General features: G+C 72.1%; 25 protein-coding genes. 15 read left to right on the top strand and 10 right to left on the bottom strand.

The genetic code is table 11. The features are described 5' to 3' along the window. The first annotated feature begins 21 nt into the window (after window positions 1-21). Window positions 22-954 carry a zinc-binding dehydrogenase gene (locus D0D28_RS12910; RefSeq protein WP_116110743.1) on the top strand — a complete coding sequence of 311 codons (933 nt, stop codon included), beginning with the start codon at window positions 22-24 and terminating at the stop codon, window positions 952-954. A gap of 222 nt (window positions 955-1,176) precedes the next feature. Here the strand turns inward: D0D28_RS12910 and D0D28_RS12905 are convergent, their stop codons facing one another. From D0D28_RS12905 to rdmE, 3 genes are all read right to left on the bottom strand, one after another. Then, window positions 1,177-1,902: an MOSC domain-containing protein gene (locus D0D28_RS12905; protein WP_116110733.1), complete on the bottom strand. Its 726-nt coding sequence runs from the start codon at window positions 1,900-1,902 to the stop codon at window positions 1,177-1,179. A 9-nt stretch (window positions 1,903-1,911) separates the two neighbouring features. Then, window positions 1,912-3,429 (bottom strand): PucR family transcriptional regulator, encoded by a 1,518-nt coding sequence (locus D0D28_RS12900; protein WP_116110732.1) that lies wholly within the window; start codon window positions 3,427-3,429, stop codon window positions 1,912-1,914. A gap of 99 nt (window positions 3,430-3,528) precedes the next feature. Then, a complete protein-coding gene (rdmE, locus tag D0D28_RS12895) occupies window positions 3,529-5,058 on the bottom strand; it encodes an aklavinone 12-hydroxylase RdmE (RefSeq protein ID WP_116110731.1) in 1,530 nt (509 codons plus the stop codon). A 167-nt stretch (window positions 5,059-5,225) separates the two neighbouring features. Between rdmE and D0D28_RS12890 the strand changes: the two genes are divergently transcribed. Further along, complete coding sequence (locus tag D0D28_RS12890; RefSeq protein WP_094008597.1) at window positions 5,226-6,530, top strand: bifunctional o-acetylhomoserine/o-acetylserine sulfhydrylase; 1,305 nt, start codon at window positions 5,226-5,228, stop codon at window positions 6,528-6,530. 14 nt (window positions 6,531-6,544) lie between these two features. Beyond that, window positions 6,545-7,666, top strand: a complete 1,122-nt coding sequence (gene metX / locus D0D28_RS12885; RefSeq protein ID WP_116110730.1) for a homoserine O-acetyltransferase MetX — start codon at window positions 6,545-6,547, stop codon at window positions 7,664-7,666. Here metX and D0D28_RS12880 read toward each other — a convergent pair. After that, window positions 7,587-8,591, bottom strand: a complete 1,005-nt coding sequence (locus D0D28_RS12880; RefSeq protein WP_116110729.1) for an AraC family transcriptional regulator — start codon at window positions 8,589-8,591, stop codon at window positions 7,587-7,589. The two genes, metX and D0D28_RS12880, sit on opposite strands and share 80 nt — an antisense overlap. Window positions 8,592-8,673: 82 nt before the next feature. Between D0D28_RS12880 and D0D28_RS12875 the strand changes: the two genes are divergently transcribed. Beyond that, window positions 8,674-9,096 carry a pyridoxamine 5'-phosphate oxidase family protein gene (locus tag D0D28_RS12875; protein ID WP_094008600.1) on the top strand — a complete coding sequence of 141 codons (423 nt, stop codon included), beginning with the start codon at window positions 8,674-8,676 and terminating at the stop codon, window positions 9,094-9,096. A 4-nt stretch (window positions 9,097-9,100) separates the two neighbouring features. On the opposite strand, the gene D0D28_RS12870 is transcribed toward D0D28_RS12875, so the two are convergent. Together D0D28_RS12870 and D0D28_RS12865 are read right to left on the bottom strand one after the other, a co-directional pair. Further along, on the bottom strand, window positions 9,101-9,511 hold the full coding sequence (locus D0D28_RS12870; protein ID WP_369806848.1) for a hypothetical protein: 411 nt from the start codon (window positions 9,509-9,511) through the stop codon (window positions 9,101-9,103). 116 nt (window positions 9,512-9,627) lie between these two features. Beyond that, on the bottom strand, window positions 9,628-10,218 hold the full coding sequence (locus tag D0D28_RS12865; protein WP_094008602.1) for an SACE_7040 family transcriptional regulator: 591 nt from the start codon (window positions 10,216-10,218) through the stop codon (window positions 9,628-9,630). A 153-nt stretch (window positions 10,219-10,371) separates the two neighbouring features. Here D0D28_RS12865 and D0D28_RS12860 point away from each other — a divergent pair, with 153 nt between their 5' ends. Next, a complete protein-coding gene (locus D0D28_RS12860) occupies window positions 10,372-11,151 on the top strand; it encodes an SGNH/GDSL hydrolase family protein (RefSeq protein WP_094008603.1) in 780 nt (259 codons plus the stop codon). Between the two features lie 37 nt (window positions 11,152-11,188). Here D0D28_RS12860 and D0D28_RS12855 read toward each other — a convergent pair whose 3' ends face one another. Then, the gene (locus D0D28_RS12855) at window positions 11,189-11,767 is read right to left on the bottom strand and encodes a dihydrofolate reductase family protein (RefSeq protein WP_094008604.1); all 579 of its coding nucleotides are present in this window, start codon (window positions 11,765-11,767) and stop codon (window positions 11,189-11,191) included. 155 nt (window positions 11,768-11,922) lie between these two features. Between D0D28_RS12855 and D0D28_RS12850 the strand changes: the two genes are divergently transcribed. From D0D28_RS12850 to D0D28_RS12815, 8 genes are all read left to right on the top strand, one after another. Then, the gene (locus tag D0D28_RS12850; protein WP_116110728.1) at window positions 11,923-13,536 is read left to right on the top strand and encodes a carboxyl transferase domain-containing protein; all 1,614 of its coding nucleotides are present in this window, start codon (window positions 11,923-11,925) and stop codon (window positions 13,534-13,536) included. Window positions 13,537-13,541: 5 nt separating this feature from the next. Continuing rightward, on the top strand, window positions 13,542-15,503 hold the full coding sequence (locus D0D28_RS12845; RefSeq protein ID WP_116110727.1) for an acetyl-CoA carboxylase biotin carboxylase subunit: 1,962 nt from the start codon (window positions 13,542-13,544) through the stop codon (window positions 15,501-15,503). Continuing rightward, a complete protein-coding gene (locus D0D28_RS12840) occupies window positions 15,500-16,654 on the top strand; it encodes an acyl-CoA dehydrogenase family protein (protein WP_116110726.1) in 1,155 nt (384 codons plus the stop codon). The genes D0D28_RS12845 and D0D28_RS12840 overlap by 4 nt, the downstream gene beginning before the upstream one ends. A gap of 85 nt (window positions 16,655-16,739) precedes the next feature. Further along, a complete protein-coding gene (locus D0D28_RS12835; RefSeq protein WP_094008608.1) occupies window positions 16,740-17,231 on the top strand; it encodes a SigE family RNA polymerase sigma factor in 492 nt (163 codons plus the stop codon). Then, window positions 17,228-18,049, top strand: coding sequence for a hypothetical protein (locus tag D0D28_RS12830; RefSeq protein WP_240323195.1), 822 nt, complete (start codon window positions 17,228-17,230; stop codon window positions 18,047-18,049). The genes D0D28_RS12835 and D0D28_RS12830 overlap by 4 nt, the downstream gene beginning before the upstream one ends. Before the next feature lie 283 nt (window positions 18,050-18,332). Beyond that, complete coding sequence (locus tag D0D28_RS12825; protein WP_116110742.1) at window positions 18,333-18,827, top strand: GNAT family N-acetyltransferase; 495 nt, start codon at window positions 18,333-18,335, stop codon at window positions 18,825-18,827. Window positions 18,828-18,860: 33 nt separating this feature from the next. After that, window positions 18,861-19,694, top strand: coding sequence for an SDR family oxidoreductase (locus D0D28_RS12820; RefSeq protein ID WP_116110724.1), 834 nt, complete (start codon window positions 18,861-18,863; stop codon window positions 19,692-19,694). 53 nt (window positions 19,695-19,747) lie between these two features. Next, the gene (locus D0D28_RS12815) at window positions 19,748-20,788 is read left to right on the top strand and encodes an alpha/beta fold hydrolase (RefSeq protein WP_116110723.1); all 1,041 of its coding nucleotides are present in this window, start codon (window positions 19,748-19,750) and stop codon (window positions 20,786-20,788) included. 629 nt (window positions 20,789-21,417) lie between these two features. Here D0D28_RS12815 and D0D28_RS12810 read toward each other — a convergent pair. Together D0D28_RS12810 and D0D28_RS12805 are read right to left on the bottom strand one after the other, a co-directional pair. Then, window positions 21,418-21,807 carry a VOC family protein gene (locus D0D28_RS12810; protein ID WP_094008612.1) on the bottom strand — a complete coding sequence of 130 codons (390 nt, stop codon included), beginning with the start codon at window positions 21,805-21,807 and terminating at the stop codon, window positions 21,418-21,420. Beyond that, on the bottom strand, window positions 21,804-22,085 hold the full coding sequence (locus D0D28_RS12805) for an ArsR/SmtB family transcription factor (RefSeq protein ID WP_116110722.1): 282 nt from the start codon (window positions 22,083-22,085) through the stop codon (window positions 21,804-21,806). The genes D0D28_RS12810 and D0D28_RS12805 overlap by 4 nt, the downstream gene beginning before the upstream one ends. 88 nt (window positions 22,086-22,173) lie before the next feature. On the opposite strand from D0D28_RS12805, the gene D0D28_RS12800 reads away from it, so the two are divergent. Together D0D28_RS12800 and D0D28_RS12795 are read left to right on the top strand one after the other, a co-directional pair. Next, entirely contained in the window at window positions 22,174-22,746 is a 573-nt protein-coding gene (locus D0D28_RS12800) for a TetR/AcrR family transcriptional regulator (protein ID WP_116110721.1), read from the top strand. A gap of 17 nt (window positions 22,747-22,763) precedes the next feature. Continuing rightward, a complete protein-coding gene (locus tag D0D28_RS12795) occupies window positions 22,764-23,621 on the top strand; it encodes an alpha/beta fold hydrolase (RefSeq protein ID WP_116110720.1) in 858 nt (285 codons plus the stop codon). On the opposite strand, the gene D0D28_RS12790 is transcribed toward D0D28_RS12795, so the two are convergent. Then, complete coding sequence (locus tag D0D28_RS12790; protein WP_116110719.1) at window positions 23,608-24,987, bottom strand: FAD-binding oxidoreductase; 1,380 nt, start codon at window positions 24,985-24,987, stop codon at window positions 23,608-23,610. The genes D0D28_RS12795 and D0D28_RS12790 overlap by 14 nt on opposite strands. Between the last annotated feature and the right edge of the window lie 13 nt (window positions 24,988-25,000).

Here is a 25,000-nt window from a genome sequence, read left to right as displayed (position 1 = left end):
GGAGATCGCAGGATGATCGTCATGAGAGCGGTGTGGTTGAAGGAGTTCGGCGGGCCCGAGGTGCTCGTCGCGGGGGAGGCGCCGGATCCGGTGCCCGGGCCCGGGCAGGTGCTCATCGGTGTGACGTTCGCCAACACGACGTTCGTCGAGACGCAGTTCCGGGCGGGGATGCCCGGGCCGTTCCGCGCGGAGCTGCCGGTGATCCCGGGAAACGGCGTCGGCGGGGTGGTGCTGTCCGGGCCGTCCGAGCTGGTCGGGGCGCGGGTGGTGACGAGCCTGAACGGGTCGGGCGGGTACGCCGAGCGGGTCGTGGTGGACGCGGCGGCGCCGTTCCGCGTGCCGGACGGCGTGGCGCTGGACGACGCGGTGGCGCTGCTGGCCGACGGCCGCACCGCGACGGCGCTGATCCGCGCGGCGGGGGTGTCGGCCGGGGAGCGGGTGCTGGTGGAGGCCGCCGCGGGCGGGGTGGGCAGCCTGCTGGTGCAGCTGGCGCGCAACGCGGGCGCGACGGTGATCGCGGCGGCCGGGGGCTCGCGCAAAACGGCGGTGGCGCGCGATCTGGGGGCGGACCAGGTGGTCGACTACACGCGGCCGGAGTGGGCCACGCAGGTCGGCCCTGTGGACGTGGTGTTCGACGGCGTCGGCGGTGCTCTGGGGGCGGCCGCGTTCGGGTTGGTGCGTCGCGGTGGGCGGCACTTCAGCTACGGCCTGGCGAGCGGTGCGTGGACGGCGGTGTCCGAGGAGGAGGCTTCGTCCCGGGGCGTCGTGCTGCACCGCGGCCCGCTGGGCAGCCCGGCCGACCTGCGGGCCGCGACGGAGTGGGTCTTGGCGGAGGCCGCCGCGGGCCGGGTGAAACCGCTTGTGGGACAACGCTTCCCGCTGCACCGAGCCGCCGACGCGCACCGAGCGATCGAATCCCGCGCGACGATCGGCAAGACGCTGCTGGAGGTCTGACGCGAGTCCCACGCTCCGCCGCGCGAGTCCCACGTTCGGGCGCGTGAGTTCTGCGTTCCGGGCTGCGAGTTCAGCGTTACGGGGCGTGGGTTCCGCGTTGCGGGGCGTGGGTCTTCCAGGGCGCGAGTCCCACGTTTCGGCGCGCGAGTTCCGCGTTTGGGGGCGCGAGTCCTGCGTTCGGGCGCGCGAGTTCCGCGTTCCGGGGCGTGGGTTCCGCAGTCGTCAGGTGGGGCGGGCCCAGGCGGTGTCCCCCACAGTGACCACCCCGGCGCGGGTCACGCGCATGATCACGCCGAACTTGTTCGCGTGCCGGTCGATCAGGTGGGTCTGCAGCTCCGGCCACCGCCGTTGCCCCGACGGGTCCCAGCTCGGCACCGCGCAGCGGATGCACGGGCCCGCGTGCTCGCCGGTCACCTCCAGCGACACGCCGCCGACGTCGAGCGTGCTGCCGGCGGCCCAGTCCTCCTCGGCGAAGGCCGGGGCGTCCGCGATGAGGTGGATGTTCGGGCGGAAGCGGTGGAGTTCGACCGGCCGGCCGAGCTCCGCCGCGAGCGCCGTCAGCGACGCCTCGAACGTGACCAGCACCGTGGGGCCGCGGTCCTGCTGCCCGTCGGCCGCGCGCAGGTCCACGGTCATGCCGAACGACGCGGCGAGCGCCTCCGCCAGCCCCGGCTCCTCCCAGGACCACGACCGGCCCTCCGGCGCGCGCAGCACCGGCGGCTTCGGCGGGTCGATCACGTCGGCGCCGTACTCCGCACCCCAGGTGAGCATCGCCGGGTTCTGGCGCACCGTCAGCACCTTCCCCCGGCGCTTCTCCCGCCCGTCGACCAGCGCGTGCGCCCGGTCGCCCGCCATGCCCCGCTCGTCGAAGCGCGCGGCGCGAACCTCCTCGCCCCGCAACGACTTCACCGGCCAGCGGTGCAGCACGGCAACCGATCCCTCGAACACGAACCCCTCCTACGACCAGCGCACGGCGACCAGCTGGACCAGCAATGCTAACCGGACATCCGGGTCGTCCAGGTCCAGCGGGACGAGTTCGAGCACGCGCCGCATCCGGTACCGGAACGTGTTGGGGTGGATCCGCAACGCCTGGGCGGCCGACCGCGGGTCGCCGGGATGGCGCAGCCACTCGTAGAGCGTCTCGACGTAGTCCGTGCGGTTGATCCGGTCGTACTCGCGCAGCTGCTCCAGCGGTCCGAGCCCGGCGACGCCGGCCGCCGACGCCGCGGTGGCCGTGCGGTGCAACGCGAGCGCCGTCCACAGGCCGTCGAAGCTGCCGGACGGTCCCTCGATCACACCGGCGCGCAGCAGGCTCAGCGTCTCCTCCGCCTCGGCGCGCGACCGCGGCAGCTCGCCGATCTTCACCGCGCTCCCGGCCGCCACGCGTGGTGCGCCGCGGGACGCATCGGCCAGCGACGGCCAGTCCGCGCCGTCGGGCACGACGGTGTACAGCAGCCCGCCGAGCTCTGTCGCGATTGGACGGCGGCCGATGCCCAGCGACATCCGCTCCATCAGCGCCAGCCGCAGGCCTTCGTCGTCGCCCGGGGTGTCGACGACGACCACGCGGTGCGGTTCGTCGGTCAGCTCCAGCTCGGCGATCGCGGCGCGCGGCCCGGCTTTTCCTTCCAGCACGGCACGCAGCAGTTCGGCCGACGCGCGCCGCTGGGCGTCCGCGTGGGCCCGGCGGCGCAGGAGGTGGAGCGCGACGACCGGTGCGGTGTCGGCGAACGCGGCGGCGCGCTCGTCGGACACCGGGCCACGCACGACCGCCCACATCGAGCCGAGCAGTTCGCCGCCCATCCGGATCGGCACGATGAGCCGGGGCAGCGTGCCATCCCGTTGCGCGGGAACGAAAATCGTCTGGCGACCGCGGGACAGTTCGCGGAAGACACCGCGGGAGCGGAACTTCGCGAGCACGTCGTCGGGGATCCGGCGGCCCATGATGGTGGACACGCGGGCCGGGTCGGTGATGTCCTGGCGCGCCGAGTAGGCGAGCACGCGTGAGTTGGTGTCCTCGATGGTCACCGGGGCGTCGACGACCGCGGCGACGGCGATCGCGAGCCGGAACAGGTCACCGGAGCCGGGATCGCCTTCGAGGGACTCGGGTTCCTCGGCCGCCGCGTCCAGCACGGTGCGCAGCAGCCACACCAGCTGCGCCCAGGCGGTGGCCGCGCGAACCTCGATGAGCGCGATTCCCGCCGCCTTCGCCGCCCGCCGCACCTGCGGTTTGCGGGCGACCGGAGGTTTCAGCAGCACCGCGGCGGCCCCGGCGGCGGCACTGTGGTCGATCAGCTCGACCGCCGCGTCCGGATCGCCGGTGGCGACACCGAGGACCAGATCGCCCGCCGCGAGCTGGGCGGATGCTCCCGGCTCGGCGATGACCACGTCCGCGACGGCCGGGCAGGGGTCGGGTAGCTGGACCGCGTGCAGCAACGTCGGCCCCACCCGGTCGACCACGCTGCGGACGGACACCACCTCCGCAGGATACGGCTCGGTGGTGGGCCGAGCCATCGCCAAGCCGCGGCGGCCACGGCTGGTCCCGGCGGGGGACGAGCCGTGGCCGCACGCGACCCCCTACCGGCTCAGCACCCGGGCCAGGACGTCCCACAGGGTGCCGGCCGGGTCGGCGGCGCCGTCGGGGCACCGCCACGCCACGATCCCGTCCGGGCGGACCAGGGTGGCGCCACCGTCGCCCAAGCCGAACCGGCCGCGGAACAGCGGGTCGTCGATTTCCTGGTACTCCAGGGCGATCCCGGTCTCCGCCCGCACCTGCGAGACCGCGTCGCGCCAGCCGCCAGGGCTGAACAGGACCCAGCTGTGCCCGAGGAAGTCCCACGTGGACCCCGTTCCGACGGGCACGTGCGGGGCGCGGAACCCGGGTCGCCCGGACGGCTCCACCGGGTTCTCCACGACGTCGTCGTCCTCGGCCAGCACGGCGCCGGAGCGGTAGCGGAAACCGAGCGTCAGCGCGACCTGGTCGACCGGCTCGGCCAGTCCGGTCAGATCGAGGTCCGGCACCAACCGCTCCTTGGCGTTGTGCAGTGACGTGTTCACCACCATCTCCGCGATCGGCTTGCGTTCGGCCTCGTAGCTGTCCAGCAGGCCGGGCCCGGCGTCGCCGCGGAGCACGGCTGCCAGCTTCCACGCGATGTCGTGCCCGTCGCCCACGGCGGTGTTCCCGCCCATCCCGCCGGTCGGCGGGGTGACCTTCGCGGCGTCACCCACCAGGAACACGCGTCCGGCGGCGAACCGGTCGGCGATCCGCGCCGCCATCTCCCACATGCCCGTCCACTGGATCTTCGGCTCCAGATCCGGCAGATCGGTCGCCGCCCGGATCAACTGGACCAGCCGCTCCTCCGGGAGAGCGTCCACGCCCTCCGGCACGTCCACCGAGCACACGTACCGCCCCGGGATGTCGGTGTTGACCAGCGCCCCGGTGAACTCCGGCCCCTGCAGGTAGAACAGGTCCGTCACCCCGGGCAGCAGCCGGTCACCCAGATCGGCGTCGAACACGATCCCGATCGACCGCGAGATCGTGCCGACGCCGGAAGTCCCGATCCCGAGCGCCTCCCGGATCCGCCCCCGCCCGCCGTCCGCGGCCACCAGGTACGACGCCCGCACGCTGGTCTCCTCGCCGCTGTCCCGCGAGCGCAGCACCGCGGTCACCCCGTCGTCGTCCTGCGAGAACGACACCAGCTCGGTGGAGAACCGCACCTGCGCGCCCGCCTCGCGCGCCCGCTCCAGCAGGATCGGCTCGACCACGTCCTGTCCCGCCATGCCCCACGGCGCCGCGGTCGCCGCGCTCAGGTCGAACTCGTCGAGATCATCGACGATCCGGTGGAACACCGTTCCGTTCAGGCTGGACGCCACCGTGATCCGCAACCCCCGCGAAGCCCGCTCGCTGACGCCGAGCACCTTCTGGTCGATCCCGGCGAACCGGTACAGCTCCATCGTCCGTGGCGTCTGCCCGGACGCCCGCGGGTGCAGCGACGTGCCCGGGTGTCGCTCCACCGTCAGCACGTTCACGCCTTCGAGCGCCAGGAACATGCTCGCGGACAGGCCACCCAGCCCGGCCCCCACGACCAGGACGTCGACTCGTTCCATGGTTCCTCCTTCACTGTGAATATCCCCGTGGAAAAAGTATCTCAGCAACTAAGAGATTTGTCAAACGAGAGGAATCCACACCGTGGAACCCGTTGGGCGCCCTGGCCGGGTCTGGCTAGCTTCGATCGCGGCGCCCCTGATCAGCCCACGCACCAAGGAGAACGACGATGACCGAGTCGCAGGCCTGGTCCTTCGAGACCAAGCAGATCCACGCCGGCGCGAGCCCCGATCCGGCCACCGGCGCGCGAGCGACCCCGATCTACCAGACCACGTCGTACGTCTTCCGGGACAGCCAGCACGGCGCCGACCTGTTCAGCCTCGCCGAGCCCGGCAACATCTACACGCGCATCATGAACCCGACCCAGGACGTGCTGGAGCAGCGCGTCGCGGCGCTCGAGGGCGGCGTGGCGGCGCTGGCGTTCGCGTCGGGTTCCGCGGCCACCACGGCGGCGATCCTGAACGTCGCCAACGCGGGCGACCACATCGTGTCCGGAGCGAAGCTCTACGGCGGCACCTACAACCTCTTCCGCTACACGCTGCCGAAGCTGGGCGTCGAGGTTTCGTTCGTCGAGCAGCAGGACGACCCGGAGCAGTGGCGGGCCGCCGTCCGCCCGAACACCAAGGCCTTCTTCGGCGAGACGCTCGCCAACCCGGGCAGCGACGTCCTGGACATCCGGACGATCGCGGACCTGGCGCACGAGGTGGGCGTGCCGCTGATCGTCGACAACACCATCCCGACGCCGTACCTGCTGCGCCCGATCGAGCACGGCGCCGACGTCGTCGTGCACTCCGCGACCAAGTACCTCGGCGGCCACGGCACCACCGTCGCCGGCGTGCTCGTCGACGGCGGCACCTTCGACTTCGGCGCGCACCCCGAGCGCTTCCCCGGCTTCACCGAGCCGGACCCCAGCTACCACGGCCTCAAGTACTGGGAGGCCCTCGGGCCCGGCGCGTACGCGGCGAAGGCCCGCGTCCAGCTCCTGCGCGACACCGGCGCGGCCATCGCGCCGCTCAACAGCTTCCTGATCCTGCAGGGCATCGAAACGCTGTCGCTGCGCGTGGAGCGGCACGTCGGCAACGCCAAGGCCCTGGCCGAGTGGCTGGAGCAGCGCGACGAGGTCGAGCGCGTCTACTACGCGAGCCTGCCGTCCAGCCCGCACTACCGCCTGGCGCAGAAGTACCTGCCGCGGGGCGCCGGGGCGGTGCTGTCGTTCGAGCTGCGCGGCGGTGTCGAGGCGGGCCGGAAGTTCGTCGACGGCACCGAGCTGCACAGCCAGCTGGTTAACATCGGTGACGTGCGCAGCCTCATCGTCCACCCCGCCAGCACCACCCACAGCCAGCTCACCCCCGAGGAGCAGCTCGCCAGCGGCGTCACGCCGGGCCTGGTGCGGCTGGCCGTCGGGCTGGAGGGCGTGGAGGACCTCAAGGCCGACCTGGAGGCCGGGTTCCGGGCGGCCAAGGCGGCCCTGTGACGGATCCGTCCACTGTGGATCTCCCGCCGGCGACCGGTGCGTGGCGGGAGGGGGATCCACCGGGACGGCGGCAGTGGGCCGCCGGTCGACAGCTGCGGCTGGACGCCGGCGGCACGCTGCCGGAGTACCGGATCGCGTACGAGACGTGGGGACGGCTGAACTCCGACGGCTCCAACGCGGTCCTGATCGCGCACGCCCTCACCGGGGACAGTCACGCCGCCGGTGCGGCGGAGCCGGGCCACCCCACGCCCGGCTGGTGGGACGGCCTGATCGGGCCGGGCCGCGCGCTGGACACCGACGAGCTGTTCGTCGTCGTGCCCAACGTGCTCGGCGGCTGCCAGGGCTCGACCGGACCGTCGTCGCCCGATCCGGACGGGCGGACGTGGGGCAGCCGGTTCCCGCGGATCACGATCCGCGACCAGGTCCGGGCCGAGGCCGTGGTGGCCGATCAGCTCGGCGTGGAGCGGTGGGCGGCGGTGCTCGGCGGGTCGATGGGCGGGATGCGGGCGCTGGAGTGGGCGGCGACGTTCCCGGCGCGGGTCGCGGCGCAGCAGGTGCTGGCGGCGCCGGCCGCGTCCTCGGCCGAGCAGATCGCCTGGGCCGCGCCGCAGCTGCACGCGATCACGGCGGACCCGGGCTGGCGCGGCGGCGACTACCACGACGCGCCACCGGGCGAGGGGCCGCACCGCGGGCTGGGCGTGGCGCGGCGGATCGCGCACGTGACCTACCGCAGCTCGCTCGAACTGGACCAGCGGTTCGGCCGGCTGCCGCAGGGCGCCGAGGACCCGCTGGGCGACGGCCGGTACGCGGTCGAGTCCTACCTGGACCACCACGCGGACAAGCTGGTGCGCCGCTTCGACGCCGCGTCCTACGTGCTGCTCACCCGGTCGATGAACACGCACGACGTGGGCCGCGACCGCGGTGGGATCGGCGCCGCGCTGTCCCGGGTGACCGCGCGCAGCGTGATCGCGGGCGTCGATTCCGACCGCCTCTACCCGATGCGGCAGGCGCACGAGCTGGCGGCGGGCATCCCGGGCGCGGGGGAAGCGGCCGAGATCACCTCGCCGTACGGGCACGACTCGTTCCTGATCGAGACGGCCCAGGTGGCGGCGCTGGTGAAGGCGCTGCTGCACTGACTGCGGTCCGGCTGCGCCGGAACTCGCTCGGATTGACGCCCCGGACCCGTTTGAACGCCGCGCTGAACCCGAAGGGGTCGGCGTAGCCGACGGAGCGGGCGATCTCGCCGATGGTCGCCGCCTCCCGCGCCACCAGCCGGTCCGCCGCGAGTGTCATGCGCCAGCGGGTCAGGTAGGTCAGCGGCGGTTCGCCCACCAGGCCGGCGAACCGCTTGGCCAGGGTCGACCGCGACACGCCGGTGCGCTCCGCCAGCGCGGCGACCGTCCACGGCGCCGCGGGCTGGGCGTGCAGCAGGCGCAGCGCGCGGCCGACCACCGGATCGCGCTGGGCGGCCCACCACGCCGGGGGCTCGCCGCCGGGCCGGTCGAACCACTCGCGCAGCGTGCAGACCAGCAGCCAGTCCAGCAGCCGGTCGAGCGCGGCCTGCTGGCCCGGCGCGTCGACGGCGACCTCGGCGGCGAGGTGGTCCAGCACGGGGTCGGCGGTGTCCCCGGCATCGCCCACGCGCAGCACGACGGGCAGCGCGTCCAGCAACCGGCGGCTGATCTCGCCGCGGACCGGGTAGGCGCCGACGATCAGCGTCGTCGCGCCGTCGCCGTGGTCGTGCCAGCCGCGCCGGTACCGGGTCCCGCCCTGCTCGGGCGTCGCGCAGAACTCGCCGCACGCGACCGGTTCGGCCCGGGTGCCCGGCTCGTCGACGAAGGTGAAGGTCCCGGGCCCGCGCACGATGATCGTCTCGCGGGCGCGCAGGCGCTCGGGCCGGTGGTGTTCCGGCACGATCCAGCCCTCCCCGGTGAGCACGGTGCACAGGGTGAGCGGCGCGCCGTCCACGAAGTGCAGGTTCCAGGGCGGGGACAGGGTCGTGCTGCCGAACAGCGAGCCGTGGGCGCGCACCCCGCGGATCAGATCGCTGAACACGTCCACGCCGACGAGGTTAGACGATCACACAGGTGATCCGGCCTCTCAGCCATGTGCTCGTCCGGTCCCGCGGTGTTCACTCGAGATCATGAGCGACGCTTCGCTGACCCCCGACGACCTCGAGTTCCTCCGCCGTCCCCTGCACGGGTTCCTGACCGTGGCCGCGGGCCCGGTCCCGCCGCAGCCGCGGCCCGTGTGGTTCGAGGCCACCGAGGACGGCACGATCCAGCTGTTCACCACCCCGGACTCACCCAAGATGCGGCAGCTGCGCCGCGATCCGCGCGCCTCGATCGTGGTCGCCGCGCCGGTCGGTGAACGCGAGCGCTGGGTGTCGGTCGCCGGCCGGGTCACGGTGGAACCGGACGGCGCGGGGGAGCTGAGCGCCCGCCTGGCCGCCCGCTACTGGGACCTCGGCGACCCGGCCCGCGCCGCGGACCTCGCCGGGATCACGGCCGAGGACATGGTCCGCCTCGTCATCCACCCGGAGACCGTGCGCCGCTACCACTACTGACGGATCAGGTCAGCGCCTCGGAGATCCACTCGGTGACCGGGAGGTCCCGGTCCAGGCATTCCGCCGACAGCCGCACCGTCCAGCGCAGCGCCTGCAGCGTCAGGCTGTCCACCTCCGCGCGGTTGGCGCTGGCCAGCGCGATCTCCACCTGTTCCGCGGCCGCTTCGGCGTTGCCGTGCACCTCCGCCAGCAGCGTGCGGACCGCGGTGCGCACCGGCGGGTCGGCCTGGTCGATCGAGACCTCTTCGCCGGACTCGTCGAACACCTGGACCTTCACCGGGGCGCTGCCGCCGTCACCGAGCGTGCTCACCATCGTGCTGCACTCCTCGAACAGGAGCAGCATCAGCTCGCGCGTCTCGTCCCGGCTCGACGGGGCCACCTCGTCGAGCGCGTCGTCGTCGCGGCCGAGCTGCATCGCGACGAGGGCGCGCTGCGCCCGCGAGATCAGCTGCTGCCGGTCGGAGGTCACGGGATCTATCAAAGCCGGGGAAAGGCGTTCAACGGTAGTGGGAAAAACGAGTGACGTGGTGATCACGCCGCGGCCTGCAGCGCGCCGAGGGCGAGGCGCCGCAGCAGGACGGCCAGTTCGTCGTCGTCCAGATGGCGGTTGTACGGCGTCGAGTTGATCAACCCGAACACGGCGTGTGCTGCCGAGCGCGCCTGGCGTTCCCCCACTCCGGGGACGGCGTCGCGAATGACCTTCACCCATATCTCTACGTAACGACGCTGCAGGGCCCGCACCTGTTTGCGGTCGGCGTCGGTGAGGTTGGCGAGGTTGCGTTCCTGGACCGTGATCAGCGACGGGTGCGTGAGCGCGAAGTCGACGTGGAACTCGACCAGCTCCGCCAGCGCCTGCTCCGGATCGGCGGTCGCGTCCACGCGCGCGGTGCCGCCGTCCAGCAGGTAGTGGCTGATCGAGTTCAGCATCTCCCCGAGCATCGCGTCCTTGCTGCGGAAGTGCCGGTACAGGGCGGGGCCGGAGATGCCGACGGCCGCGCCGATGTCGTCGATGCCGACGCCGTGGAAACCGTGCCGGGCGAACAGCTCCGCGGCCGCGCTCAGGATCTCCTCGCGGCGGGTGGCCTTCTCGCCGGTGACCAGCGGCGTGGGACTCGTCGACACGTGAACATCTTATCGAGTCAGGTTAGCGAGCGCTAACGTCCGCCCGTCGTCACCTGTTGGTAGCCGAAATGCCTACTAAAAGGGGCTCCCTTGTGAGCAATGCACCTGGTAATCGTTCATTGAGTTGATTGCTCACGGAAGGTGGTCCCCGCTGTGCTGAGATCGCTTGCAACCACCGTCGTCGCGGCCCTCGCCGCGATCGGCCTGACCTCAGGGGTGGCCGGCGCGGCCACTCTCGACTACGTCGCGCTCGGCGACTCCTACTCCTCCGGGGTGGGCGCCGGGAACTACCTGGACTCGTCCAGCTGCAAGCGCAGCTCGAACGCCTACCCCGCGCTGTACGCCGGGCAGACCTCGGCGTCGCTGGACTTCCGGGCCTGTTCCGGCGCGAAGACCTCGGACGTGCTGAACAACCAGGTCAGCGCGCTGTCGGAGTCGACCGACCTGGTGACGATCAGCGTCGGCGGCAACGACGCCGGCTTCGCGGGTGTCATGCAGGACTGCATCCTCGGCGGCGATTCCGGCTGCAAGACGGCGATCGACAACGCGAAGGCGTTCGTCAACGGCACCCTGCCCGGGCTGCTGGAGAAGACCTACGGGGAGATCCGGTCCCGCGCCCCCGAGGCGACGGTGGTCGTGCTCGGGTACCCGCACTTCTACCAGATCGGCGGGTCCTGCTCGGTCGGGCTGTCCGACACTTCCCGCGGGTACATCAACAGCGGGGCCGACGCGCTGGATTCGGTGATCCAGAAGGAGGCGTCGGAGGCCGGTTTCACCTTCGCGGACGTGCGCCCGGCGTTCACCGGGCACGAGATCTGCTCCGGAGCCGCCTGGCTGCACAGCCTGACCTACCCGATCGACGAGTCCTACCACCCGACGGCGACCGGGCAGGCGCAGGGCTACTACCCCTCGCTGGTGGCGGCGCTGGGCTGAGCTGGGCAGGGGTGGCGCGGCCGCCCCTGCCGCGCGCTCAGGCGTGCAGCGCGGGCCGGTAGATCAGCTCCTGGATGTGGCCGTCGAGCGTCCGGCTCTCGAGCAGCTCCAGGTCGAAGTCGGCCCCGCCCGCGAAGATCGGGTCCAGCCCGGTCTTCGCGGTGATCACCGGGAAGAGCGTCACGTGGACGCGGTCGACCAGGCCGGCGGCCATCAGCGCGCGGTTCAGCGAGAGGCTGCCGTGCGAGCGCAACGGCACCTCCGACTCCTCCTTGAGCCGCCTGATGACGTCGACGGCGTCGCCGCTCACCACGCTCGCGTCCGGCCAGTCGAGCGGTTCCCGCAGCGTGGACGACACGATGGTCGCCGGCAGGTTCCGCATCCGGGTCACCCACGGGTCGCGGACGTCGGAATCCTCGGTGCTCTCGGCCAGCATCTGCGTGAACACCCGGTACGTGTTCGCGCCGAAGACGATCCGCGGTTCCTCCTCGTACAGGGCGAGACGGCGTTCCAGCAGCTCGGGACCCTGTTTGCCCCAGTAGCCGGTCCAGTCGCCACCGGCCGCGCCGAAGCCGTCGAGGCTGGTGAAGACGTCGAATGTGTAGGTCGCGGTCATGGTGTCCTCCTCGTCTCTCACTGCCACGTCGGACGAGCTCACCACGATTCGACACCCTCGTGTTCCCGAACCTGGACATCGCACGTTAGTAGTGGTTAACATCGACCCGAACGTTAACGACTACTAACCAGGTTCGGCGTCGGATGAGGAGGGTCATGGACTTCCCGGTGCTCGGCACCTCGGCGGACCCGCGAAGTGAGCAGTACGCCCGTAACGCGACCGCCCACGCGGAGCTCGTCGAGGATCTGCGCAAGCGCTTGGCGACCGCTCGGACGGGTGGCCCCGAGAAGGCGCGTGCCCGGCATGTGGAACGCGGCAAGCTCCTGCCGCGGGACCGCGTGGACGCCCTCCTCGACCCGGGCTCGCCGTTCCTCGAGCTGTCGCCGCTGGCCGCGAACGGGCTCTACGACGACGAGGCCCCCGCCGCCGGCATCATCACCGGCATCGGGCGGGTCTCCGGCCGCGAGTGCGTCATCGTCGCCAACGACGCGACCGTCAAGGGCGGCACGTACTACCCGATGACGGTCAAGAAGCACCTCCGCGCGCAGGAGGTCGCCCTGCACAACAACCTGCCGTGCATCTACCTGGTCGACTCCGGCGGCGCCTTCCTGCCCAAGCAGGACGACGTGTTCCCGGACCGCGAGCACTTCGGCCGCATCTTCTACAACCAGGCGACCATGTCCGCGCGCGGCATCCCGCAGATCGCGGCCGTCCTCGGTTCCTGCACCGCCGGTGGCGCGTACGTCCCGGCGATGAGCGACGAGGCCGTCATCGTCCGCAACCAGGGCACGATCTTCCTCGGCGGCCCGCCGCTGGTGAAGGCCGCGACCGGCGAGGTCGTCACGGCCGAGGAACTGGGCGGCGGCGACGTGCACGCCCGCCAGTCCGGCGTCACCGACCACCTCGCCAACGACGACGCGCACGCCCTGTCGATCGTCCGGAACATCGTGGCCACGCTCGGCCCGCGCAGCCCGCGCCCGTGGGAGACCCGCCAGGTCGAGGCCCCCGCGGTCGACCCGCTGCAGCTCTACGGCGTGGTGCCCACCGACTCGCGCACCCCCTACGACGTGCGTGAGGTCATCGGGCGCGTCGTCGACGGCAGCCGCTTCGCCGAGTTCAAGAAGGAGTACGGCGCCACCCTGGTCACCGGCTTCGCGCACATCCACGGCCACCCGGTCGGCATCATCGCCAACAACGGCGTGCTGTTCGCCGAGTCGGCCATGAAGGGCGCGCACTTCATCGAGCTGTGCGACAAGCGCTCGATCCCGCTGGTCTTCCTGCAGAACATCAGCGGTTTCATGGTCGGCCGCGACTACGAGGCGGGCGGCATCGCCAAGCACGGCGCCAAGATGGTCACCGCCGTGGCGTGCGCCCGCGTGCCCAAGTTCACCGTGATCATCGGCGGCTCGTTCGGGGCGGGCAACTACTCGATGTGCGGGCGGGCGTACTCGCCCCGCTTCCTGTGGATGTGGCCGAACGCGCGGATCTCCGTGATGGGCGGCGAGCAGGCCGCGTCGGTGCTGGCGACCGTCCGCCGCGACTCGACCGAGGGCCGCGGCGGCGAGTGGCCCGCCGAGGAGGAAGAGGCGTTCAAGGAACCCATCCGCCGCCAGTACGAGGAGCAGGGCAGCCCCTACTACTCGACCGCGCGGCTGTGGGACGACGGCGTGATCGACCCGGCGGACACCCGCATGGTGCTCGGGCTCGCGTTGTCGGTCGCGGCGAACGCGCCGCTGGAACCGGTCAGCTACGGCGTCTTCCGGATGTGAGGGGCATGTTCGACACAGTCCTCATCGCCAACCGCGGCGAGATCGCGGTTCGCGTCATCAGCACCCTGCGGCGCCTGGGCATCCGCTCGGTCGCGGTCTACAGCGACGCCGACGCGGACGCGCGGCACGTGCACGAGGCCGACACCGCGATCCGCATCGGCCCGGCCGAGGCGGCCCGCAGCTACCTGTCCATTCCGGACATCGTCCGGGCCGCGGTGGATTCCGGCGCGCAGGCCGTCCACCCGGGTTACGGCTTCCTGTCGGAGAACGCCGAGTTCGCCGCCGCGTGCGAGAAGGCCGGGCTGGTCTTCATCGGACCGCCGGCTGGCGCGATCGACGCGATGGGCGACAAGATCCGGGCCAAGGCCACGGTGTCCGCCGCCGGCGTCCCGGTCGTCCCCGGCCTGTCCGATGTGGACGACTTCGCGAAGGCCGCCGACGAGGTCGGCTACCCGTTGCTGCTCAAGCCGTCCGCGGGCGGTGGCGGCAAGGGCATGCGGCTGGTCACCGAGCCCGGTGAGCTGGAAGCGGCGGTCGAGTCCGCCCAGCGCGAGGCCCGCGCCGCGTTCGGGGACGACCGGCTGCTGCTGGAACGGTTCGTCACCACGCCCCGGCACATCGAGATCCAGGTGCTGGCCGACACCCACGGCACGGTCCTGCACCTCGGTGAGCGCGAGTGCAGCCTGCAGCGGCGGCACCAGAAGATCGTCGAGGAGGCGCCGTCGGTGCTGCTCGACGAGGAGACCCGGGCCCGCATGGGCGCCGCCGCCGTCGAAGCTGCCCGCTCGGTCGGCTACGTGGGCGCGGGCACCGTCGAGTTCATCGTCTCCGCCCGCAAGCCGGACGAGTTCTTCTTCATGGAGATGAACACCCGCCTGCAGGTCGAGCACCCGGTGACGGAGATGGTGACCGGCCTCGACCTGGTCGAATGGCAGGTGCGCGTCGCCGCGGGCGAGCCGCTGTCCCTGACCCAGGACGACATCCGGCTGAACGGGCACGCCGTCGAGGCCCGCGTCTACGCCGAGGACCCGGCACGCGGGTTCGTGCCGACCGGCGGGACGGGGCGGGCGCTGGACGAGCCGCGTGGGCAGGGTGTCCGCGTCGACTCCTCGCTCACCGAGGGCTCCGTGGTCGGCTCGAACTACGACCCGATGCTCGCCAAGGTGATCGCGTGGGGCCCGGACCGGGCGTCGGCGCTGCACCGGCTGGACCGGGCGCTGGCCGGGACGTCCGTGCTGGGGGTGCCGACCAACGTGACGTTCCTGCGGGCCCTGCTCGCCGACCCCGACGTGCAGGCGGGGCGGCTGGACACCGGTCTCGTCGAGCGGCGGCTGGACGAGCTGGTCGAGTCCGTGGTGCCGGAGGAGTTCTTCGTCGCCGCCGCGATGGACCGGCTGCTCGGGCTGGTGCCCGCGGACAGCTCCGACCCCTGGTCGGTGCCCAGCGGCTGGCGGCTGGGCGGCCCGGGCGGCGTCACGTTCCGGCTGCGCGCCGGGGACGCCGAAGCGCTCGTCACGATCGAGGGCGCACCGGACGCCGCACGGGTCACTGTGGACGGCGGCGTGCCGGTCGCGGTTTCCGCGCGGCGCACCGGAAACCGGCTCGAAGTGCACTACGACGGCGAGTTCCGCCGGTACCTGCGTGCCGACGCGCCGCGGGACCGCGTGTGGCTCGGCCGCGACGGGCACGGTGTGGTCGTCGGTGAGCGGCCCAACCTGCTCGCCACGCACGGCGACGCGAGCGAGGCCGGCCCGGTGGTCAGCCCGATGCCCGGCACGGTGCTGGTGGTCAAGGTCGCGCAGGGCGACGTGGTGAGCGCGGGCGCGCCGCTGCTGGTCGTCGAGGCGATGAAGATGGAACACACGCTGGTCGCCCCCGTGGACGGCGTGGTCTCCGAACTCCGCGTCCAGGTGGGCCAGCAGGTGGCCCTCGACGAGACGCTCGCGGTCGTCAAGGAGCAGAAATGATCGACTTCCGGCTCGGTGAAGAGTACGAGGCGCTGCGCAAGAGCGTGCACGACTTCGCGCAGAAGGAGGTCGCGCCCGTCATCGGCGGCTTCTACGAGCGCGAGGAGTTCCCGTACGAGATCGTGCGGGGCATGGCGCGGATGGGCCTGTTCGGGCTGCCGTTCCCGGAGGAGTACGGCGGCATGGGCGGCGACTACTTCGCGCTGTGCCTGGCGCTGGAGGAGCTGGCCCGGGTGGACTCGTCGGTGGCGATCACGCTCGAGGCGGGCGTGTCGCTGGGTGCGATGCCGCTGTTCCGGTTCGGCTCCGCGGACCAGAAGGAGAAGTGGCTGCCGTCGCTGTGTTCGGGGGAGGCGCTGGGCGCGTTCGGCCTGACCGAGCCCGGTGGTGGTTCCGACGCCGGCGCGACCCGCACCACCGCGAAGCTGGACGGCGACGAGTGGGTGATCAACGGCAGCAAGTCGTTCATCACCAACTCCGGCACCGACATCACCCGGCTCGTCACCGTCACCGCGGTGACCGGCGAAAAGCCGGGTGGTGGCAAGGAGATCTCGACGATCATCGTCCCGTCCGGCATGCCCGGGTTCACGGTGGCGCCGAAGTACTCGAAGGTCGGCTGGAACGCCTCGGACACCCACGAGCTGTCCTTCACCGACTGCCGGGTGCCCGCCGAGAACCTGCTCGGCGAGCGCGGCCGCGGGTACGCCCAGTTCCTGTCCATCCTGGACGAGGGCCGGGTGGCGATCGCCGCGCTGAGCGTCGGGCTCGCGCAGGGCTGCGTCGACGAGTGCCTGCGTTACGCCGGGGAGCGGGAGGCGTTCGGCCACCGCATCGGCGAGTACCAGGCGATCCAGTTCAAGATCGCCGACATGGAGGTCCGCGCGCACACCGCCCGGCTGGCCTACTACGCGGCCGCCTCGAAGATGCTGCGTGGCGAGCCGTTCAAGAAGGAGGCCTCGATCGCGAAGCTGGTCGCTTCGAACGCGGCGATGGACAACGCCCGCGACGCGACGCAGATCTTCGGCGGCTACGGGTTCATGAACGAGTTCCCGGTCGGCCGGTTCTACCGGGACGCGAAGATCCTCGAGGTGGGGGAGGGCACCAGCGAGGTGCAGCGCATGCTCATCGCCCGTGAGCTGGGACTTCGCTGAATCCGGTGAACTGAGGCAACCTGCCGCGCCCCCCGCGCGTGTACCCCCCGGACGAGCCGGGACGGCTGGGGTTCAGGGGGGCGCGGTGGACGAGGATTTCGCGGAGTTCGTGCGGGTGGCGTTGCCCGGGCTGCTCCGCTACGGGCACCTGCTCACCGGCAACCCCCACGACGCCGCCGACCTGGTGCAGATCGTCCTGGAGAAGATCGGCGTCCGCTGGGGGACGTTGCGCGGTGCGGAGAGCCCGCTGCCCTACGTGAAGCGCGCCATGGCGAACACGCACGTCAGCCGGTGGCGCAGCAGGCGGCGGGAGAGCCTGGTGGCCGACATCCCGGAACCGCCCCCCTGCACCCCGCCCGACCGGCTCGAGAACGAGCCGTTGTGGCAGGCGCTCGCGGCCTTGCCGCCGCGGCAGCGGACCGTCGTCGTGCTCCGGTACTACGAGGGGTTGTCCGAAGCCGAGATCGCGGCCGCGATGCGGATCAGCCCCGGGACGGTGAAGAGCCAGGCCAGCAAGGCGCTGGCCAGCCTGCGGGGAAAGTTGGGGACCCTGGTGGGGGCGGGTGACGAGTGGTGAACCTCGAGGACGAACTGAGCCGGCTGTTCTCCGACGAGCGCCTCGACGTGCCCGTCCGGCCCGGCGCGGAGCTGCTGGTGGTGGCCGGCGCCCGGCGGCGGCGGTACCGGCGCAACGCGGCGGTGGCGACCGGCGGCGCGCTGACGATGGTCGCGCTCATCGCGGTGGGCATCACGCTGTCCGGCATCGGCGGGGGCCGGACGGACACACTGCCCGCGACGAACCTGCCGGTGACCACCATCGCGTCGACGCCCGGTCCGGAGTCCGGCGCGCCGCTGCCGCCGACCAGTTCCAGCGCGCCGCCGCAATCGTCGTCGACGGGGGTGACGAGCGTGCCGAGCGTGCCGGGTTCGCACAGCGCCTCTCGCAGCACGCCCCGGAGTTCGAGCGTGCCGGCGGGCCCGGCGCAGCGCCCGGGCTCCACCGACCCGACGATCGGCCCCAGTGGCTGGGGCCGCCTGGCGCTGGGGATGAGCGAGGCGGACGCGGTGGCGTCGGACGAGTTCGACATGACGGAGGGCTACTCGGGCAGCCCGTGCCACCGGTACTGGCTGAAGGGCGGCGGCTCCCCGGTCGACATATCGCCCACCTACGGGGTGGCCCGCATCTCGGCGAAGCCCGGGGTGACCACCCCGGAGGGAGTCGGAGTCGGCTCGACGGACGCCGAGGTGATGGCGGCGTACCCCAACGCCACGACGGCCAACTACCTCATCACGGCACCGGTGCCGGGCAACCCGGACGCGGTGTACCTGTTCAACACGGACCCGTCGCAGAAGATCTTCAGCCTGCGGCTGGAACTGGCGAGCCACCACTGCTGAACCGCAACCCGGCCACGGAAGCGGGCCGACTACGCCCCAGACCTCCCCCGCCCCCGATCCACAGCCGATCTTTGGTCGCCGACCAGGCGTGTCAAGGTACTCTTTCCCGCCTTGACACGCCTGCTCGGCGACCGAAACACAATCCGGAATCGGGGGCGGGGGAGGTCGGCACCCAAGGCGACCACCTGGCGCTGGCCGCGTGACCGTTATAACTATACCGAGGTGGGAAGTGGTCGAACTGAACAGCCGTAGCGAGCCGCCCGTGCGTCCGGACGGTGCCGTGATGGAGATCCGCGAGTCCGGTCCGGACGATCTGGCCGCCGTCCTGGGGCTGTTCGACGCGGCCGTCGCGTGGCTCGTCGCCCGGGGCAGTGCTGACCAGTGGGGCACCGAACCCTGGTCGGCGGACCCGGCGAAGGTCGAGCGGGTCCGCACCATGTTGCGCGAGGGCCGCCCGTTCCTGGCCACTTCGGACGGTGCCCCGGTCGGCGCCCTGATCCTCGACCACCCGCTGCCGTACACGCCGCCGGTCGACGAGCCCGAGGTGTACGTGACGCTGCTGCTGGCCTCCCGCGAGCACCGCGGCGTGGGCGCCCGGCTGCTGGAGTTCGCCCGCCAGGACGCCCGTGCCCGCGGCATCGGCCTGCTGCGCGTGGACTGCTGGGCCGGCGGTGACGGCAAGCTCGTCCGCTACTACGAGAGCCAGGGGTTCACCCCGACGGAGCGGGTGCGCGTGCGCGACGACGTGTGGGTGCAGATCTTCGAACAGCGAGTGTGACACCTCTGGTGCGAATGTCAGTTACCGGGCAGTATGTCCGCCATGGCAACGTTGCACGGCAAGGTCATCGTGATCACCGGAGGCGCGCAGGGGATCGGCGCCACCACGGCCGCCGCCCTGGTGCGGCTGGGCGCGAAGGTCGCGATCGGCGACCTCGACCCGGTCCTCGCCGAGAAGACCGCCGGTGAGCTGGGCGGCGACACGATCGCCCTGCCACTGGACGTCACCGACCACCGCGGCTTCACCGAGTTCCTGGACGAGGTCGAACGCCGTCTCGGGCCGATCGACGTGCTGATCAACAATGCCGGCGTCATGCTGCTGTCGCCCCTGGCCGACGAGGACGACGTGGCGACCGCGAAGCAGCTCGACGTCAACCTGCACGCGGTCATCCACGGCACCCGCGAGGCGATCCGCCGCATGCGGCCGCGCGGTCGCGGCCACATCGTCAACGTCGCCTCCATGGCGGGCAAGGCCGGCTTCCCGGGCGCGGCGACCTACTGCGCCACCAAGCACGCCGTCGTCGGGCTGTCCGAGGCGGTGCGGCAGGAGCTGCGTGGGTCCGGGGTGGACATTTCGTGCGTGATGCCCGCGGTCGTGCGCACCCACCTCGCCGACGGGTTGCCGGAGACGAAGCTCTTCCCGTCGCTGCGGCCGGAGGACGTCGCCAAGGCGATCGTGACGACGCTGCACAAGCCGCGGTTCGACGTGTTCGTGCCGAAGTCGCTGGACGTCACCGGCCGGGTGAGCCGGCTGCTGCCGCGCGCGGTCGCGGAGTGGTTCATGCGCGCGATCGGCGCCGACAAGGTCTTCACGCAGGCGCACGCGGGCGCGCGGGCGGAGTACGAGGCGAGGGTGCGGCGACCGTGAAGTACCGTCGGTCCGGGAGAAGGATCCGCGGCGTGAACGGAGTTTCGAGGTAGATGGTGGTACCCGCAGTGACCGCGATGGCGGCCAACGCGCTCGGCGTCCTGCGCGGCGGTCTCGCCGATCTGCGGCCGGTGCCGCGCGTGCTGGTCGACCAGGGCCCGAACCGGTCGCTGTACCGGATGACGCCGTCGCCGGAGGGTGATCCGGTGCTGCTCGTGCCGCCGCTGGCCGCCCCGGCGCTGTGCTTCGACCTGCGGCGCGGCTGCAGCGTCGCCGAGCACCTCGTCGAGCGGGGCCGCCGCACCTACCTCGTGGACTACGGCACGGTCGCGTTCTCCGACCGGCGGCTGGGCATCGAGCACTGGATCGACGAGGTGCTGCCGCGTGCCATCCGCAAGGTCAGCGAGGACTCCGGCGGGCGCGGCGTGCACCTGGTCGCGTGGTGCCTGGGCGGGCTGTTCTCCCTGCTGACCACGGCGGACCGGCCCGACCTGCCGGTGCGGTCGATCACCACGGTGGCTTCGCCGGTCGACTTCACCGCCATCCCGCTGGTCGCGCCGTTCCGGCCGCTGGTGGACCTCACCGGCGGCTACCTGCTCACCCCGCTGTACCGGATGCTCGGCGGCGCACCGTCCTATGTGGTCGAGCGGGTGTTCTGGGCGACGGGCATCAACAAGCAGCTGACGAAGCCGCTGGCGATCCTGCAGAACCTCGGCGACCGGGACTACCTGGCCCAGATCGAGGCGGTCGACCACTTCATGGACAACATGATCGCCTATCCCGGGCGCACGTTCGGGCAGATGTACCACCGGTTCTTCCGCGCCAACGACCTCGTCGAGGGCGGGCTGGACCTGAACGGGCGGATCATCTCGCTGGCCGGGGTGAAGGTGCCGACGCTGGTGATCGCCGGGCAGGCCGACACGATCGCCCCGAGGCGCGCCGTGGAGCGGCTGGTGCCGTTGCTGGAGAACGCACCGGAGGTGCGGTTCGAGACGGCGCCGGGCGGGCACCTCGGCGTGCTGACCGGCCGCGGCGCCCGGGCCACGACGTGGCGCCACATCGACGACTTCCTGGACGCGCAACTGTCCGGTTAGGACTTCGTCGAGAGGTGGCTCACGTGGTGGTGCGGACAGCGGCGCGACGCTGCCCCTGACCGAGGCGCTCCGCTCGGCAGGGCCACGTCGGCGCCGCCCTCGCGAGGAACCGCCCCCTCGCCGGCCCAGGCGGGCCGTACTCCGGTGGCTCCTCGCCGTGCGATCGCTCCTCCGGAACTCCCGCCCGTCGGCCCGACCGCCACCTCTGACGGCCGTGCTCCGCAGCAGCGCCCCCGGCCGCGCGGGCGCCGTCCTCGCGAGAAACTGCCCACTCGCCGGTTGACCGCCATGCCTCGCGGCCGCGCTCCGCGCGGCTGCGCTCCCTACCCGTTGGCGCTGTCGTGGAACCGCCGGCTTGCCAGCCCTGCCGTCGCCCTCTGTGGGCGCGCTTTGCCTGGCGGGCCGTACTCCGGTGGCTCCTCGCCGTGGGATCGCCTCCTCCAGAACTCCCGCCCGTCGGCCCGACCGCCACCTCTGAGGGACGCGCTCCGCGGCAGCGCCCCCGGCCGCGCGGGCGCCGTCCTCGCGAGAAACTGCCCACTCGCCGGCCGACCGTCAAGCCTCACGGCCGCGTATCCGGCCGGCGGTGCGAGCCGCGTAGGTTTCACACGCGGCTGCGCGGCGGCCCGCTAGGACTTCATCTGCCCGATCTGGATCAGGTTGCCGCACGTGTCGTCGAACACCGCGGTGATCACCGTGCCCATGTCGGTCGGCTCCTGCGTGAACCGCACGCCCAGGCCGCGCATGCGCTCGTACTCGGCCTGCACGTCCTCGACCGCGAACATCGTCCACGGGATGCCGTCGGCGACGAGCGCGTCCTTGAACGGCTTCACCGCCGGGTGGCCGCTCGGTTCCAGCAGCAGCTCGGTGCCCTCCGGGTCCTCCGGCGACACCACGGTCAGCCACCGGTCCGCGCCCATCGGGATGTCGTGCTTCGTCACGAAACCCAGCACGTCGGTGTAGAACCGCAGCGCCTTCTCCTGGTCGTCGACGAGCACGCTCGCCAGGTTGATCCTCACGTCTGTCCCCGCTTCCTGAGCCACCGCTCGACGATCGGTTCGAGCGGTTCGGTGTTGATGTAGTGGAACTTGTACCGGCCCTCGCGCCGGGTCTCGACCAGACCGGCGGACTCGAGCACGTCGAGGTGCTGCGACACCGCCTGCCGGGACGAACTCAACCCGTGGATCGACACCAGCCGCGCGCACAGCTCGAACAGCGTCTGCCCGTCGCGGCTGGTCAGTTCGTCGAGGATCGTCCGGCGCGTGGGATCGGCCAGGGCTTTGAAGACGTCACCCACAGCCGAAACGATAGGCAAGTGGATACTTGCCTGTCAAGCCGACCGTCTCCTGTGTATATTAGGATTCATCCTAGGAAGGTTAGGAAAAATGCCACGTGGGAGGATCACCCCGGACGCCCTGGTGTCCGCCGCCGCCGACCTGGCCGACGAGATCGGCTTCGAGAACGTCACGCTGGCGGCGCTCGCGAAGCGCTTCGGCGTTCGCGACGCCAGCCTCTACACCCACATCCGGAGCCTGGCCGACCTGCGGGAACGCGTGGCGCTGCGGGCGCTCACCGAATGGGCGGACGCACTCGGCGTGGCCGTGGCGGGACGCTCCCGCCGGGAAGCGCTGACCGCCTTCGCCGACACCTACCGGGCTCTGGCGACGGGGCACCCCGGCCGCTACGCGGCGACCCGGTACCCCGTGTCGCCCGAGCGGGCCGCCGCGACGCCGGGCGTGGCCCGCATCATCGAGGTCTGCTACGCGCTGCTGCGCGGCTACGACCTGTCCGAACCGGACGCCACCGACGCGGTCCGGTTCCTGCGCAGCACCCTGCACGGCTTCAGCGACCTGGAGGCCACCGGCGGCTTCACCGCCGACCACGGCGTCGACGTCTCGTGGCGGCGCGCGGTCGACATGCTCCACCACACCCTCGACAACTGGACGAAGATCCAGTGATCCGACAGGAGAAACCCATGCGCATCACGCTCGACGGCACCCCCATCGACTACTACGAGCGCGGCGACGGCCCACCGCTGCTGCTCCTGCCCGGCGGCTCCGGCCACGCCGGCGTCCTCGACGCGCTCACCGCGCACCTGGCCGCCCACTACCGCGTCGTCGCGATGTCCAGCCGCCTGGTCTCCGCGCGCCCGGACGGCGACCAGCACCCGAAGGACTACGCCGAGGACGTCCTCGGTCTCATCGAGGCGCTCTTCGACGAGCCGCCGGTCGTGTTCGCCTTCAGCGCCGGCGCGATCACCACCCTCGAACTGCTGACCCGCCATCCCGACCGCCTCCGCCTCGCGATCGTCCACGAGCCCCCGGTGCTCCGCCTGCTGCCCGACGCCGCACGCCACCGCGACGCGCTCGAAGCGGTCCGGACGGCCGCGCGTGCCGGGGAGATGGACGAAGCGGGCCGGCTCATGACCGAAGCGATGACCACGCCGGCGCCCGGCGGAGACTCGCCGGAGCTGCGCCACCCCGGTGACTGGCTCGACGGCTACGCCGGGACCAGCCCGGAACCGCCCACGCCGGAGCTGCTGGAGTTGTTCGCCCATCTCCGCGAACTCCAGCCGCTGTTCCTGGAGCACGTCCTGGTTCCGTTCACCAGCACGGAGGTCGACCTGGCCGCGCTCGGCGCGGTGGGCCGGCGGCTGGTGCCCGCGGCCGGAATCGACTCGCGGGGGCAGCTGCCCTACCGGGCCGCCGCGGCGCTCGCCACCGGGCTCGGACTGCCGCTGACCGAGTTCCCCGGCGGCCACCTCGGGTCCGTGGAGCGGCCCGCGCAGTTCGCCGGGGCGCTCACCGCGCTCGTCGAAGCTAGGCGGGTTTGATGTTGTGCCAGCGGTTGAAGACGTTGTCCGGGTCGTACTCGGCCTTGATCCGTTGCAGGCGCTGGTAGTTCTCCGGCCCGTAGCCGGCGACGACGCGGTCGGCGCCCTCGTCGCCGATGAAGTTGAGGTAGACGTCGCCGCACGCCCACGGCCGCATGTCGGCGCGCAGGTTGCGGGCCCAGGCGATGGCGCGGTCGTCGTCGGCCGGTTCGGCCCACAGGCCCAGCGGGTGCACGGCCCACTTGGTGTCGCGGTCGAACCCCGGCCACTCCTGGCCGGAGGCGACCGCGCCGCCCCAGGGCAGCAGCGCGTGCTGCGACGGTGACGGCACCACCATGTCCTCGGCGCGTTCGCAGAACCGGTCCAGGGCTTCGTCGGGGAGTTCGCGCAGGTTCTCGTCGGACCAGTAGTTCCGGAAGCCGGGCGGGTCGTCGAGCATGCACTGCAGGTCGGCGTAGGGGATGTCGGTGATGACGCGGCCCTGCGGTGCGGTGGCCAGGAGCGGTCCGATGAGCTCGCGCAGCCGGGTTTCCGGGCCGATGCAGGTCACCAGCACGCCGCAGCAGAGCTTGCCGACGAGGTGGCCGGGCACGAACTCCTCGGGCGGGCCGGTGAGGAAGAGCAGGCCGCCGCCGATCTCGTCCGGCGCGGCGTGCATCAGGTCGCGGTAGACGCCGGCGACCGCGCGTCCCTGGTCGGCGGGCCACAGCATCAGGGCGATCGAGAACTCGGGGAGCTCGTGCAGGCGGAAGGTGAGCCGGGTGGCGATGCCGAAGTTGCCGCCGCCGCCGTGCAGGGCCCAGAAGAGGTCCGCGTTTTCGTGCTCGCTGGCGGTGACCTCGCGTCCGGCGGCGGTGACGAGGTCGACGGAGAGCAGGTTGTCGCAGGCGAGGCCGAACTTGCGCTCGAGCCAGCCGGACCCGCCGCCGAGCGTCAGGCCGGCGACGCCGGTGGTCGAGACGCGGCCGCCGGTGGTCGCCAGGCCGTGCGGCTGGCAGGCCCGGTCGAAGTCGCCCCAGGTGGCGCCACCGTCGGCCGTCGCGGTTTTCGCGCCGGGGTCGACGGTGACGGCGTTGAGGCGCCGCAAGTCGATGACGAGGCCGCCGTCGACCAGACACGCCCCGGCGACGCTGTGCCCGCCACCCCGCACGGCGACCGGGAGGTGGCGGTCCCGGGCGAATTCCAAGGCCGACTTGATGTCCCGCACGGTCGCGCACTGCGCGATGACCTGCGGGCGGGCGGTGATCATGGCGTTGAAGACGCCGCGGACGTTGTCGAAGTCGTGGTCTGCGGGGGTGACGACCCGCCCGTCGAAGCGGGCGCGCAAACCCTCCACCGAGGCCGGCTCGACCAGGTAACCAGTCATCTAAGTGCCTCCC

The sequence above is a fragment of the Amycolatopsis ruanii genome, assembly GCF_003385175.1.
In the GTDB taxonomy this organism is placed as follows: domain Bacteria; phylum Actinomycetota; class Actinomycetes; order Mycobacteriales; family Pseudonocardiaceae; genus Amycolatopsis_E; species Amycolatopsis_E thermalba.
Note: the sequence above shows the minus strand (reverse complement) of the source record. Positions and strands in the feature narration are given on the sequence as shown.

Bases quoted from the DNA above. Each gene is read 5' to 3' on its own strand.
- D0D28_RS12910 (WP_116110743.1), top strand. From the start codon at position 22: ATGAGAGCGGTGTGGTTGAAGGAGTTCGGCGGGCCCGAGGTGCTCGTC.
- rdmE (WP_116110731.1), bottom strand. From the start codon at position 5,058: ATGGAACGAGTCGACGTCCTGGTCGTGGGGGCCGGGCTGGGTGGCCTG.
- D0D28_RS12890 (WP_094008597.1), top strand. From the start codon at position 5,226: ATGACCGAGTCGCAGGCCTGGTCCTTCGAGACCAAGCAGATCCACGCC.
- D0D28_RS12875 (WP_094008600.1), top strand. From the start codon at position 8,674: ATGAGCGACGCTTCGCTGACCCCCGACGACCTCGAGTTCCTCCGCCGT.
- D0D28_RS12870 (WP_369806848.1), bottom strand. From the start codon at position 9,511: ATGCAGCTCGGCCGCGACGACGACGCGCTCGACGAGGTGGCCCCGTCG.
- D0D28_RS12855 (WP_094008604.1), bottom strand. From the start codon at position 11,767: ATGACCGCGACCTACACATTCGACGTCTTCACCAGCCTCGACGGCTTC.
- D0D28_RS12850 (WP_116110728.1), top strand. From the start codon at position 11,923: ATGGACTTCCCGGTGCTCGGCACCTCGGCGGACCCGCGAAGTGAGCAG.
- D0D28_RS12845 (WP_116110727.1), top strand. From the start codon at position 13,542: ATGTTCGACACAGTCCTCATCGCCAACCGCGGCGAGATCGCGGTTCGC.
- D0D28_RS12840 (WP_116110726.1), top strand. From the start codon at position 15,500: ATGATCGACTTCCGGCTCGGTGAAGAGTACGAGGCGCTGCGCAAGAGC.
- D0D28_RS12825 (WP_116110742.1), top strand. From the start codon at position 18,333: ATGGAGATCCGCGAGTCCGGTCCGGACGATCTGGCCGCCGTCCTGGGG.
- D0D28_RS12820 (WP_116110724.1), top strand. From the start codon at position 18,861: ATGTCCGCCATGGCAACGTTGCACGGCAAGGTCATCGTGATCACCGGA.
- D0D28_RS12815 (WP_116110723.1), top strand. From the start codon at position 19,748: ATGGTGGTACCCGCAGTGACCGCGATGGCGGCCAACGCGCTCGGCGTC.
- D0D28_RS12800 (WP_116110721.1), top strand. From the start codon at position 22,174: ATGCCACGTGGGAGGATCACCCCGGACGCCCTGGTGTCCGCCGCCGCC.
- D0D28_RS12795 (WP_116110720.1), top strand. From the start codon at position 22,764: ATGCGCATCACGCTCGACGGCACCCCCATCGACTACTACGAGCGCGGC.
- D0D28_RS12790 (WP_116110719.1), bottom strand. From the start codon at position 24,987: ATGACTGGTTACCTGGTCGAGCCGGCCTCGGTGGAGGGTTTGCGCGCC.